This window comes from Novacetimonas maltaceti (assembly GCF_002906255.1).
Taxonomy (GTDB): Bacteria; Pseudomonadota; Alphaproteobacteria; order Acetobacterales; family Acetobacteraceae; genus Novacetimonas; species Novacetimonas maltaceti.
This window is the reverse complement of record NZ_POTC01000003.1, coordinates 18,930-31,008: the sequence shown is the minus strand read 5'-3', so window position 1 is coordinate 31,008 and position 12,079 is coordinate 18,930. Positions and strand designations below refer to the sequence as shown.

Genomic DNA, 12,079 nt, shown 5'->3' with positions numbered 1-12,079 from the left:
TGAAAACCGTTGGCGGCGCCGCCCGTTACTGCCGGCATATCCGGCGGACGATGTCTTCGATGGCATGCCGTTCCAGCGGGCAGGGGTCCACGGAGTTGTGGATGCCCATGCCTTCCACCAGCGCGTCGAGCGCCCGACTGGTCAACGGGTCGAAGAAACGGCCGAGTGCCTCCCTGCTGGCGCGCATCCATTCGCGCATGATGGCGGCCAGTTCAGGCCTGCGGGCGGCAAACGCATATAATTCATAACTGAGCAGCAACGTCCGTGGCGTTGACCATATGTTGCCGGCAATGATGTCCACGATGGCCTCGATCGCGCCTTCGCGGTCCTGTGCCCTGGCCATCCGTGCCACGAATTCGGATGAACTGGTCCGCGCGACCTGCTTGAACGCCATGTGCAGCAGTTCGTCCATGCCCGTGAAGTGATAGGACATGGACCCAAGGGGCACGCCCGCGGCCTTTGCCACGCGCCGATGCGTGGTGCCCTGCACGCCATGTTCCACGATGACATCAAGCGCCGCGTTGATGATGCGCTGTTTGCGCTCGGGGTCAAAACGGCGGGTCGTATTCCGGTTACCGGTCATGGGGTGCGAAGTTTGATCTTGCGTGATGTGTACAAACGTACATAAATGAAAATCCTGACAGCTACCGGGAGTTTAACAGTGAGTGCGGAAGGCGAAAAGAACAGGTCCCCCGGCATGACGCGGCGCCGGGTGATCGCGGCGGGGGCCGTTGCGGGCGGCATGGCTGTCGGCGGGCGGGCATACGCACACGCGCCGGGCCTGTGGCATGGGGGCACCTGGCTGAACAGGCCGCGCCACAGCAGCATCACGGCAGGGATGCTGGAAGTGACCACTGACAGGGGGTCCGATTTCTGGCGGGAGACCTTTTACGGCTTTACACGCGACAGCGGCCATTTTTACGGCATGCCGGCGCCAGCGCGCTTTACGGCGCAGCTTCGCATTCGTGCCGACTATGAAAAGCTGTATGACCAGGCCGGGATCATGGTGCGTATCGACGAAGGGCACTGGGTCAAGGCCGGGATCGAACTGTCCGATGGGCGCGCCATGCTCAGCAGCGTGCTGACGGATGGCCGTTCCGACTGGGCGACGGCACCGTACGAGGGCGATCCCAAAGATTTCTGGATGCGCGCGACCGTGGCCGATGGTGTGTTGCGGCTTCAGGTATCCGGCGATGGAAAGGTCTGGCCGCTGGTCCGTCTTGCGCCTTTTCCGGTGGTGGACACCTGTCTGGTTGGCCCGATGTGCTGCACGCCGGAGCGGCAGGGACTGAAGGTCCGGTTTTCGGACTGGCAACTTGGCGCGCCACTTGGCAAGGCGCTGCATGACCTGACATGACATCCCGCCGCAGCGAAAAGCAGAAAATGCTTGCCGGGGAACTGTATGTCGCAAGCGACCCCGAACTGCAGCGCGACATGGCGCAATGTGCCGAATGGCTGCGTCGGTACAACAATCATGACGGGTTTTTACGCGATCGACTGGGTGGGGTCGGGAAGGACGCGACCATACGGGCGCCATTCCATTGTGATTACGGTTACAACATCTTTCTGGGCGACAATGTATTCCTGAACTTCGGGTGCATCGTGCTTGACGTGGCCCCGGTCCGGATCGGCCATGGCACACAGGTCGGCCCCGCGGTACAGATCCTTGCGGCGGACCATCCGCGTGATGCCAGCCTGCGTCGGCGGATGCTGGAGTCCGGCCGGCCCGTCACCATCGGTGAAAATGTCTGGATTGGCGCAGGCGCCATCATCCTGCCGGGCGTGGTGATCGGCAATGACGCCATTATCGGGGCAGGCAGTATCGTCACGCGGGATGTGCCCGCCGGCGTAACCGTCGCGGGCAATCCGGCGCGGCCCCTGCATAAAGGCTGAGGCCTGCGTCCACCCGTTTACATACGGGCGATCCCGCGTCCTACTTCCCTGCGGGAAATGCGAACATCGCGGGATGGTTGAACAGGCTTCCGGTAATGGCGGCATAAAGGATCGTCTTGCCGTCAATGCTCTCCGGACCACCGCCGATATTGAGCCATGTCAGCTCCTCTTTCGGGCTGTTGTCCGTGGTCTCGAAGCGCAGGCCGTAAATCGCCTCCCTGTTGAACAGGACAACCAGTTGGTGGTTGGCGCAGTCATGCTGCTTGCACGCCAGCAGCACCGTATAGGGCCTGCCGTCCATGGTGACGGATACGGCCTCTGATTCGGTGGCGTTGCGCAGCCAGTCCGGCTTTGGGGTCCTGCCGAACATCGCGTCGAACCGCTGCTCCCATGCGGGATCTTTCCGGTAGGTGCTGAATGTTGCCGGAGTGGCATTCGCTGCCGTCCCTGTCATGAGGACGGCCAGCAGGCCCCCCATCAGTGCACTGGATTTCATGGTGTCCTCCTGTCGGTTCCGGTCATGGGGCGGCGCAGTCGGCGCGACTGTCGGCAACCGCCGAGCGCCACAGCGAGAATGCGACCGCAATGACGGCGGGGCCGATGAACAGCCCCAGCAGGCCGCAGGCGTGCAGGCCACCCAGTATGGCGGTCAGGACCGCGAGGAACGGGATCTTCGTATTGCCGCTGATCAGTTTGGGCCGCACGAAATGATCACCAAAGAAATAGGCGATCCCCCCCACAAGCCCGACGATCAGCGCGGACGTGCCACCGCTTGCGGCAAAGGTGGTCGCGGCAGCCAGCGCCAGGATGACGGGGCCGCAAAAGGGCACGATGCTGACGATGGCGGTTGCCAGCATGAACAGTGCGGGGTGGGGGGTGCCCGCCACGAAATAGCCGATGCCGATGATCGCCCCTTCGCCCATCCCGACCAGGACAAGGCCCGCGACGGTGCCCCGCACCGAACCGACGATATTGTCGATGGCATCGGTCGCGCGACGGCCGAGGAATTTCTTGCCCACCGCGCGGATATCGCCAATCAGGCTTTCGGCGGACACCAGGAAGAAATAGACCGACAGGACCGCGATCATGAAGGTCTCGGCAATTTCCATCAGGCGATGGGTCAGCGTTTTTCCATCAGTGGTCGCGAATGTATGCGAAAGCGTCCCCAGCCAGTTGCGCAGTTCATCCGGGTCGGACAGGTATTTGCGCCACAGGGGGACGATCTTTGACCCTGCCCCCGGCAGGTCCTCCACCTGCCGCGGGACCGCGATGCCCGTCTGCGATGCCGACCTGGCCCAGTCATACAGCGACGGAAGGTCGCCCACCGCCTTTGCCACCATGGCCACGAGGGGAACCGCAAGCAGCGCGAAGATCCCGACGCTGATGATCAGTGACGCGACCATGTTGCCGCATCCGCGCTGACGCAGGACCTGGTACAGTGGAAATGCCGTGATTGACAGGATGATGCCCCATACGAACGCCCCGAGGAAGGACTGTTCGATATACAGCGATGCCATGATGACGAGGCATACGAATATACCTGTGGCAATATACTGGACCCGCGACGTATTTCCCATGAAGCATGGTTTCCTGACATTTCGGCAAGGACGGCAATATCTGGCGGATATGATGAGCATATCCCCAGTCATCCATTTCAGGATAACTTATTTACAAAAACAATAATGAAAGGTTCCGGACGGTGCCATTTTCGGAACGGCGGCATCCGGAACCTTCGGTGTCGGGTCGCGGTGGGGCAGGGCGTGCGTGGTGCCTATGCCTCCAGGTCGCCGCGTCCCACGGCGATATAGGTGAAGCCCGCGGCCTTTGCCTCGTCCGGGACATAGATGTTGCGCAGGTCCACCAGGACGGGCGTGCGCATCAGGCCGTGGATCTTTTTCAGGTCCAGCGCGCGCAGGGATTCCCATTCCGTGACGATGGCCACGGCATCCGCACCGGCGACCGCCTTGTAAGGGTCCTGGAAATAGGTCACATCGCCCAGCACGTCGCGCGCCTGTTCCATGCCCGCCGGGTCGAACGCATGCACCCGCCCGCCCGCGTCACGCAGGGTCTGGATGATGGCGATGGAGGGGGCGTCGCGCATGTCATCGGTGCGCGGCTTGAACGTCAGGCCAAGCACCGCGATGACACGGTCACGGATTTCCCCGCCGCATGCGGCGATGATCCTGCGTCCCATCCTGCGCTTGCGCCGTTCGTTGACATCGGCCACCGCCTCCACGATGCGGCTGGGGACATCGTAATCCTGCCCGGTCTTGATCAGGGCGCGGACATCCTTGGGGAAGCACGACCCGCCAAATCCCGGCCCGGCATGCAGGAATTTCGGCCCGATCCGCTTGTCGAGCCCCATGCCGCGCGCGACATCCTGCACGTTGGCCCCGGTCTTTTCGCAGATGTCGGCGATTTCGTTGATGAACGTGATCTTGGTGGCCAGGAACGCGTTGGCCGCGTATTTCGTCAGTTCCGACGTGCGGCGGTCGGTGAACAGCAGCGGCGCCTGGTTGAGGAACAGGGGGCGATAGACCGCGGCCATCACTTCGCGCGCGCGGTCATCCTCCACGCCGACGACAATACGGTCGGGGATCTTGAAATCCCCGATCGCAGCGCCCTCGCGCAGGAATTCCGGGTTGGACGCCACGGAGAACGCGACATCCGGACGCAGCGAGCGCACCAGTCGTTCCACCTCGTCGCTGGTGCCGACCGGGACGGTGGATTTCGTCACGATCACCGCATAGCCGTCGAGGTTGCGCGCGATCTCACGCGTGACCTCATAGACAAAGGTCAGGTCCGCATGCCCGTCCTCGGGGCGGGAGGGGGTGCCCACGGCGATGAAGATCACCTCCGCGTCCTTCATGCCGACCGCAAGGTCGTGCTCGAACGACAGGCGGCCCTCCGCCACGTTGCGCGCCGTCAGTTCCGCAAGGCCGGGTTCGTAGATGGGCATGCGTCCCGCGCGCAGCCCCTCGACACGATGCAGGTCCCGGTCGATGCAACGGACCTCATGGCCAAAATCGGCAAGGCACGCGCCCGATACCAGACCCACGTAACCTGCCCCGATGACGGCAATCTTCATCCGCTGTCAGTCCCTTCCAATCGCTTTTCGCAGGCTTAAACAGCACGGAGGCCGCTTCCTGACAAGGGGATGCGGGGCCGTGCGCGGGGGCGCAATTTTCCGTAACATCGTGTGTGCGGCCCACCCGAACGCACGGCCCGCGCCCGCGTTATGTCCCCATGCCGCCTGCCACCGCCACCGCAAGGGAAAGTCGCGTGCCCATGACCCATGCCCTCAACCTGCTGGGGAACATGCTGTTCGGCCTCATCGGCCTCGTCATCGCCGGAATTGTGATGGTCGAGGGGTTCATGGCGGCCATGCTCGATACCATCGGCATCCACGGGCAGGTGCAGCGCGCCGTCCTTACGCTCGTGCTCGTGGCGCTGATCGTCGCGGCGTTCCGCGCCTTTGGCCGGGCTTTCGGGCTTCTGGCCGCCGTTTTCCTGACGCTGCTGCTGCTGCAGGCCCTGTTCGGCGATCCCGCCGATGGCGTGCGCGCCCCCGCCCGTCAGGCCGACGCGTCGAGTGCCGCCTGGAGGATATAGGCCGCCGCCAACTTGTCGACGACCTGTTCGCGCCGCTGCCGGGTCATGTCCACATCCTGTATCAGCATGCGGTTCACCGCGGAGGAGGAGAGGCGTTCGTCCCACATCGCCGCAGGCAGGCCCACCTGCTGCGACAGGTTCATCATCCAGTCGCGCGCGGCCTGCGCCGCCGGGCCGAAACTGCCATCAAGCGAAAGCGGAAGCCCCCCCACCAGTCCGCCAACATCATGTTTTCGCGCCAGTTCCGCGATTTCCGCCGCGACAAGCGACAGCTTGCGCCTGCGCACGGTGGTGCAGGGCGAAGCCAGCATGAGCGAGACATCCGACAGCGCGAGTCCGATCGTCTTCTGGCCGGGATCGATTCCCATCAGGCGTTGTCCGGGCCGCAGGGCGGATCGCAGTTCGGGTATGTTGAACAGGGGCATGGTCTGGGGCTATTGTCCTTCGCGTTCCTGCTTGCAGGGTATTCTTGTCCCGTCACGATGGAAAGTTATTGCTTCATGTCGCTTGATCCCGCGACCGTCCGCCGAATTGCCCGGCTGGCACGGATTGGTATTGACGAATCCGACCTGCAGTCCCTGCCGGGGGAACTGAACGGCATCCTCGGCTGGATCGAACAGCTCAACGAGGTCAATGTCGATGGCGTCGCCCCCATGGTCGGGACCGAAACGGCGGTCCTGCGCATGCGTGAGGACATCGTGACGGATGGAAACATGCGTGACGCCGTCCTGTCCAATGCCACCGATACGGCTGGCCCCTATTATACCGTGCCGAAGGTGGTTGAATGATGCTGACCGAACTGACAATCGCCGCGGCGCATGACGGGTTGCGGCGGCGCGAATTCTCCGCCACCGAACTGGTGGGCGCGCATGTCGACGCGATCGGGCGGCTCAACGGGCGGCTCAATGCCTTCATTACCGTGACCTCCGAACAGGCTCTGGCTGCGGCGAAGCGCGCCGATGACCTGCTGGCCGGCAAGGATGCCCCGGTCCTGACGGGGATCCCGCTGGGAATCAAGGACCTGTTCTGCACCAATGGCGTGCGCACCACCGCCGCCAGCCGGATGTTGGAAAACTTTGTCCCCCCGTACGAAAGCACGGTGACGGCGAACCTGCTGCGCGATGGCGCGGTGTTCGTGGGCAAGACGAACCTTGACGAATTCGCCATGGGGTCGGCCAACATCACGTCGGCGTTCGGTCCTGTCGAAAACCCGTGGAAGCGTGAAGGCGATGCGCAGACCGCCCTTGTCCCCGGCGGATCGTCGGGTGGCTCTGCGGCGGCTGTCGCGGCGGGGCTTGCCATGGGCGCGACCGGCACCGATACGGGGGGCTCCATCCGCCAGCCCGCCGCCTATTGCGGAATCGTGGGGCTGAAGCCGACCTATGGCCGGTGCAGCCGCTGGGGCACCATTGCGTTCGCCAGTTCGCTCGACCAGGCCGGGCCGATGGCCCGCACGGTGGAGGATTGCGCCATCATGCTGCAGTCCATGGCCGGTTTCGACCCGAAGGACAGCACCAGCGTCGACCATCCGCTCGATGACTATCGCGCGGCCTGTTCGGGCAGCCTCAAGGGCATGCGTGTCGGCATCCCGCGCGAATACCGCGTGGAGGGCATGCCCGCCGAGATCGAGGCCTCGTGGGAAAAGGGGATCGAATGGCTGCGCGAGGCAGGGTGCGAGATTGTCGATGTGTCGCTGCCGCATACGAAATACGGGCTTGCGACCTATTACATCGTCGCCCCGGCGGAATGTTCGTCCAACCTTGCCCGCTATGACGGCGTGCGTTTCGGGCGCCGGGTGGAGGCGCCGACGCTCGATGAAATGTATGAAAAGACCCGGCGGGAGGGTTTCGGCACCGAAGTACGCCGCCGCATCATGATCGGGACCTATGTCCTGTCCGCGGGCTATTACGACGCCTATTACCTCAAGGCGCAGAAAGTGCGCTCCCTGATCCGTCGTGATTTCACAGAAGCCTTTGAGAAGGTTGACGTATTGTTGACACCGACTGCGCCTTCCCCGGCCTTTGCGCAGGGGGAGAAGACGGACGACCCGGTCCAGATGTACCTCAATGACGTGTTCACCGTACCCGCCAGCATGGCCGGCATGCCCGCCATGTCGCTGCCGGTGGGCCTGAGTGAGCGTAAGCTACCGCTGGGACTGCAGGTGATCGGCCGTCCCTTTGATGAAAAAAGCGTGCTGGCGGCGGGCCATGCGCTTGAACGGGCGGCGGGCTTCACGCACCGTCCCTCCATCCGTGCGGAGGGCGTGTGATGTCCTACCTGATCGAAGGCAAGACTGGGACGTGGGAAATTGTCGTGGGCCTGGAGGTCCATGCGCAGGTCATCAGCAACTCAAAGCTGTTTTCCGGGGCGTCGGCCACCTATGGCGGTGAGGCGAACACCCATGTCAGCCTGGTGGATGCGGGGTTCCCCGGCATGCTGCCCGTCATCAACCGTGAATGCGTGGCGCAGGCCGTGCGCACGGGGCTTGGCCTGAAGGCGCGCATCAACCTGCAGAGCCGTTTCGACCGCAAGAACTATTTCTACGCCGACCTGCCCACCGGCTACCAGATCAGCCAGTTCACCCATCCCATCGTGGGGGAGGGGACGGTCGAGATCGAACTCTCCGATGGAACAGTACGCCATATCGGGATCACGCGCCTGCATCTGGAGCAGGACGCCGGCAAGTCGATGCATGACCAGGACCCGACCCGTTCCTTCATCGACCTGAACCGTGCGGGTGTGGCGCTGATGGAAATCGTCAGCGAACCCGATATCCGCTCGCCGGAGGAAGCGGGCGCATACCTGCGCAAGCTGCGCATGATCCTGCGCTACCTCGGCACCTGTGACGGCAACATGGAGGAAGGCTCCATGCGTGCGGACGTGAACGTGTCCGTGCGCAAGAAGGACGAACCCTTCCGCACGCGCTGCGAGATCAAGAACGTCAATTCGATCCGCTATGTCATGCACGCGATCGAGGTGGAAGCCACCCGACAGGTGGAAATCTGGGAATCCGGCGGCACGGTTGATCAGGAAACGCGCCTGTTTGATCCGTCGCGTAACGAGACCCGGTCCCTGCGCAGCAAGGAAGACGCCCACGATTACCGCTATTTCCCCGATCCGGACCTGCTGCCGCTGGTGATCGAGGAAGAATGGGTGCGTGACCTGGAAAAAGGCCTGCCGGAACTGCCGGATGACAAGCGCGACCGTTTCGAAAAGGAATACAAGATCCCCCATTACGACGCTGGCGTACTGGTGGCGGAACAGGCGATCGCGGATTATTACGAGGCCGTGGCCCGTGGGCGTGACGGGCGGCTGGCGGCCAACTGGGTCACCGGCGACCTGTTCGCGGCGCTGAACAAGACGGGGCGCAATATTGGCGACAGCCCGATTTCGGCGGCGGCCCTCGGCGGGATGCTGGACCTTGTCGCCGATGGGACGATCAACGGCAAGATCGCCAAGGAAGTGTTCGAGGACATGCTGGAGACCGGCGACAGCGCTGCCGACATTGTCGAGCGCAAGGGTCTGAAGCAGGTGACGGACACCGGGGCCATCGACAGCGTCGTGGCTGACATCATGGCGAAGCATGCCGACAAGGTGGAGGAATATCGCAGCGGCAAGGACCGCCTGTTCGGGTTTTTCGTCGGTCAGGTGATGAAAGCGATGGCCGGGAAGGCCAATCCGGCCCTCGTGAACGAGGCGCTGAAAAAGGTTTTGTAAAAACTGGACATTTTTTTCATCTGAACGTTTGACGGCGCTGCTGGAACACGCTACAAGCAGCGCTGCAAACGCCGTGTAGAAATATACGCTTTTCCCCGGCGGAGGGGTGGCCGAGAGGCTGAAGGCGGCGGTTTGCTAAATCGCTGAACGGGGTAACTCGTTCCGTGGGTTCGAATCCCATCCCCTCCGCCAATTTCCCCTGACATACAGTGACAGCAGTTGACAATCCCTAGGGATTTCTGCCGTTTTATCGCCTTCTGGTCTGCCATGCGATGACATGGAAAGACGCCGAAGGACGGATACGATGGGGGTATATATGGGGGTATCTCTGCATGCATGGGGGTATCCATGCTGACGGATGCCGCGATCCGGCGTGCAAAACCAAAAGACAAACCTTACAAGCTGTCTGATGCCGAGGGGCTTTACCTTCTGGTCCAGCCGAACGGTACGCGCCTGTGGCGCATGAAATACCGTTTCGGTGGGAAAGAGAAGCTACTCGCGCTTGGAAAATACCCCGCTGTCTCTCTGGCTGGCGCACGAGCTGCCAAGGACGACGCCAAGGAAGAACTGCGCGCAAACCGCGATCCCTCCCTGACCAAAAAAAAGCGCAAGGCCGAAGCCGCGTGCATCAAGAATCATCTGCAGGCGGTCGGAGAGGGTTGGCTGGAAGTCAATTCCTCGAACTGGAGCGCGAAGCACGCAGAGGATGTCCGTAGCAGCCTGGAGCGTTTTGTCTGGCCAAAATTGGGGCAGATACCCGTGACGGATATATCCCCGCCGATGGTGCTCGATGTCGTCGAGGGGATCGAACGAGATAGCGCCCAGGAAACGGCCCGCCGCGTGCGGCAGCGTCTATCAGCCATCTTTACCTATGGAATCGCACGCGGACTGGGGCAGAGTGATCCAGCCGCCGTCATCAAGGGCGCGCTGCCACCTCTCAAGAAAGGGCGGCAGCCTGCCATCATCAATCTGGATGATCTGCGGGAAATGCTACGGTTGGCAGAGGCCACACCGGCGCACCCCATAACGCTGCTGGCCATGCGGTTTCTTGCCCTGACTGCCGTGCGTCCAGGTGAGGTCCGGAGCATGCCGTGGAGCGAGATTGAGGGAGACACATGGGTCATTCCGGCACCCAGAATGAAGATGCGGCGCGAACATGTGGTGCCACTGTCCCGGCAGGCCCTCGAAGTCCTTGATGTCGCCAGAACACTTACAGGGCGCGGGCCGCTGGTTTTTCCCAATTCGAGATGGGCGCATCGCCCGATGTCCGAAAACGCAATAGGGTATCTGTTGAATCGGGCAGGCTATGCAGGTCGCCATGTCCCGCACGGATTCAGGGCATCCTTTTCGTCCATTATGAACGAGCGGTGCCCAGACGATAGACAGATCATCGACCAAATGCTCGCACATGTGTCGAAAAATCAGGTTGAGGCAGCCTATAACCGGGCGGAATATAGGGACAGGAAGCGTCAACTGGCACAGGATTGGGCCGATACGCTGCTGGATGGATTTTGCTGTCCTGCAGACCTGCTTTCTCATCGACGACGCTAACGCCGCCCACCCACAAGCGATAAGACCGGTGCATGCGGGATGCATTGTTCGGCGCTCCAACTGTCGACCAGTTCCCCCACCCGATCCCGCAATGCCTGCCGATCCTCGATCAGCTGCGCCGCTTCCTGATGCCGTGCGTCGTCATTCTGTCCCAGCAGTTCCGTCTCGTAACCGACCTGCTGGATGCGCGTCCGGCTGGCCGATCCCTGCAGGCCAACGGTCGGAGCCGTGGTGATCGCGCCGGCCGTGAACTGCCCGGCCTGCGTGAACGACCCGGACAGCCCCAGCGTCACGTTGCCCGCAATCGTGCCGATGACCGGATCTGACGTGCGCTGGCTGCACTGGGCCGCACGCACGTCGCGCTCGAACCGCGCGGTCTGCTCCGGCGTCCAGTCGGCGGCGTGAGAGACGGACACAGCCCCGGCCTGCGCCAGTGAGGACTGGATGCCCGCCATGGCCGCCGGGATCGTGGTCTGCACGCGCGGCTGACTGGCGCAGGCGGACAGGGCCAGCAGTCCGGCCAGCAGTGCCGCCCTCATGCCGCACCCCGCAGATACGCATCGTTGGCGGCGATCAGCGCTTCCCAGACGTTTCTGGTTGCGGGCATGAGCTGCCGCCATGCCAGCCCGTGAGCCTCCATGATTCGGGACCGCAGCCAGCGCCATGTGGCCCGCTGTTTCGCGCCCCACGTCAGTAGCGTAACAAGGTCGGTATCGTCCGTGCCGGTATAGTCCCAGCCCAGCAGGCAGTGACCGCCCGCGCTGCCCGGTGTTGGATCGCCATGACCGGCAGGCGTGTCGGTGTCCCAGACAGGGGGCAGAGCGCCGGTCTCGTCCTGCCACATGTCGGCCCTGGCCAGCCGCACGCCCAGATAGACCGCCGACAATTCCGCCATGATGTTACGCAAGCCATTTTCATCGCCGGGATCGGCGCTGCCCCAGATGGGAAACAGGGTCTGGTTGGTGATGGCGTACCCGGATCGCTGGGCTGTGGCCAGCACGTCGACCTCAATACCGCCGTTGTCGGTGCGCGGATCGCCGGGGACGTAGCCGGTGGACAGGGAATAGAACGCCTCGGCCTGCGCCGTGGTCACGTCCACCTGAAACCTGTTGAGCGCCGCCGTGGCGCGGGCATGGTTGCCAATCCCGGCCGACGTGCAGTCCCCCAGCACGTCATTTCCCAACATCAGCGGGGCAGGATCGATACCGGTGCGGATCAGGCGCGCTGGAGCCTGTCGGGCCAGAAAGCCGCGCACGACGGAAAGCATGGGCTGCCCTAGACGGATTTCTGCCGGGCGACAGCCAAA

Annotated in this window: 14 protein-coding genes and 1 tRNA gene; 8 read left to right on the top strand and 7 right to left on the bottom strand. The window is 63.0% G+C overall.

Features of this window, described 5'->3' with window-relative positions; genetic code table 11:
* Positions 1-25 precede the first annotated feature (25 nt).
* Positions 26-583 carry a TetR/AcrR family transcriptional regulator gene (locus KMAL_RS02080; RefSeq protein ID WP_110094115.1) on the bottom strand — a complete coding sequence of 186 codons (558 nt, stop codon included), beginning with the start codon at positions 581-583 and terminating at the stop codon, positions 26-28.
* A gap of 114 nt (positions 584-697) precedes the next feature.
* Here KMAL_RS02080 and KMAL_RS02075 point away from each other — a divergent pair, with 114 nt between their 5' ends.
* Positions 698-1,357, top strand: coding sequence for a DUF1349 domain-containing protein (locus tag KMAL_RS02075; protein ID WP_110094171.1), 660 nt, complete (start codon positions 698-700; stop codon positions 1,355-1,357).
* Positions 1,354-1,893, top strand: a complete 540-nt coding sequence (locus KMAL_RS02070) for a sugar O-acetyltransferase (protein ID WP_110094114.1) — start codon at positions 1,354-1,356, stop codon at positions 1,891-1,893. The genes KMAL_RS02075 and KMAL_RS02070 overlap by 4 nt, the downstream gene beginning before the upstream one ends.
* 40 nt (positions 1,894-1,933) lie before the next feature.
* Here KMAL_RS02070 and KMAL_RS02065 read toward each other — a convergent pair whose 3' ends face one another.
* From KMAL_RS02065 to KMAL_RS02055, 3 genes are all read right to left on the bottom strand, one after another.
* Entirely contained in the window at positions 1,934-2,389 is a 456-nt protein-coding gene (locus tag KMAL_RS02065; protein ID WP_110094113.1) for an Ivy family c-type lysozyme inhibitor, read from the bottom strand.
* Positions 2,390-2,411: 22 nt separating this feature from the next.
* Positions 2,412-3,470, bottom strand: coding sequence for an AI-2E family transporter (locus KMAL_RS02060; protein WP_110094112.1), 1,059 nt, complete (start codon positions 3,468-3,470; stop codon positions 2,412-2,414).
* 194 nt (positions 3,471-3,664) lie between these two features.
* The gene (locus tag KMAL_RS02055) at positions 3,665-4,981 is read right to left on the bottom strand and encodes a UDP-glucose dehydrogenase family protein (RefSeq protein WP_110094111.1); all 1,317 of its coding nucleotides are present in this window, start codon (positions 4,979-4,981) and stop codon (positions 3,665-3,667) included.
* Positions 4,982-5,181: 200 nt separating this feature from the next.
* On the opposite strand from KMAL_RS02055, the gene KMAL_RS02050 reads away from it, so the two are divergent.
* Positions 5,182-5,505 (top strand): hypothetical protein, encoded by a 324-nt coding sequence (locus KMAL_RS02050; RefSeq protein ID WP_110094110.1) that lies wholly within the window; start codon positions 5,182-5,184, stop codon positions 5,503-5,505.
* On the opposite strand, the gene ruvX is transcribed toward KMAL_RS02050, so the two are convergent.
* Positions 5,469-5,930, bottom strand: coding sequence for a Holliday junction resolvase RuvX (gene ruvX, locus KMAL_RS02045; RefSeq protein ID WP_110094109.1), 462 nt, complete (start codon positions 5,928-5,930; stop codon positions 5,469-5,471). The genes KMAL_RS02050 and ruvX overlap by 37 nt on opposite strands.
* Before the next feature lie 75 nt (positions 5,931-6,005).
* Here ruvX and gatC point away from each other — a divergent pair, with 75 nt between their 5' ends.
* From gatC to KMAL_RS02020, 5 genes are all read left to right on the top strand, one after another.
* Positions 6,006-6,293, top strand: a complete 288-nt coding sequence (gene gatC, locus KMAL_RS02040; protein WP_110094170.1) for an Asp-tRNA(Asn)/Glu-tRNA(Gln) amidotransferase subunit GatC — start codon at positions 6,006-6,008, stop codon at positions 6,291-6,293.
* Positions 6,293-7,774, top strand: a complete 1,482-nt coding sequence (gene gatA, locus KMAL_RS02035) for an Asp-tRNA(Asn)/Glu-tRNA(Gln) amidotransferase subunit GatA (RefSeq protein WP_110094108.1) — start codon at positions 6,293-6,295, stop codon at positions 7,772-7,774. Before gatC ends, gatA begins: the two co-directional genes overlap by 1 nt.
* Positions 7,774-9,222 carry an Asp-tRNA(Asn)/Glu-tRNA(Gln) amidotransferase subunit GatB gene (gene gatB, locus KMAL_RS02030; protein WP_110094107.1) on the top strand — a complete coding sequence of 483 codons (1,449 nt, stop codon included), beginning with the start codon at positions 7,774-7,776 and terminating at the stop codon, positions 9,220-9,222. Before gatA ends, gatB begins: the two co-directional genes overlap by 1 nt.
* A gap of 100 nt (positions 9,223-9,322) precedes the next feature.
* Positions 9,323-9,414, top strand: a tRNA-Ser gene (locus KMAL_RS02025).
* Positions 9,415-9,570: 156 nt separating this feature from the next.
* Positions 9,571-10,773 carry a tyrosine-type recombinase/integrase gene (locus tag KMAL_RS02020; protein ID WP_110094106.1) on the top strand — a complete coding sequence of 401 codons (1,203 nt, stop codon included), beginning with the start codon at positions 9,571-9,573 and terminating at the stop codon, positions 10,771-10,773.
* Here KMAL_RS02020 and KMAL_RS02015 read toward each other — a convergent pair.
* Together KMAL_RS02015 and KMAL_RS02010 are read right to left on the bottom strand one after the other, a co-directional pair.
* The gene (locus KMAL_RS02015) at positions 10,770-11,312 is read right to left on the bottom strand and encodes a hypothetical protein (protein WP_110094105.1); all 543 of its coding nucleotides are present in this window, start codon (positions 11,310-11,312) and stop codon (positions 10,770-10,772) included. The two genes, KMAL_RS02020 and KMAL_RS02015, sit on opposite strands and share 4 nt — an antisense overlap.
* On the bottom strand, positions 11,309-12,040 hold the full coding sequence (locus KMAL_RS02010; RefSeq protein ID WP_110094104.1) for a hypothetical protein: 732 nt from the start codon (positions 12,038-12,040) through the stop codon (positions 11,309-11,311). Before KMAL_RS02010 ends, KMAL_RS02015 begins: the two co-directional genes overlap by 4 nt.
* Positions 12,041-12,079: the final 39 nt, after the last annotated feature.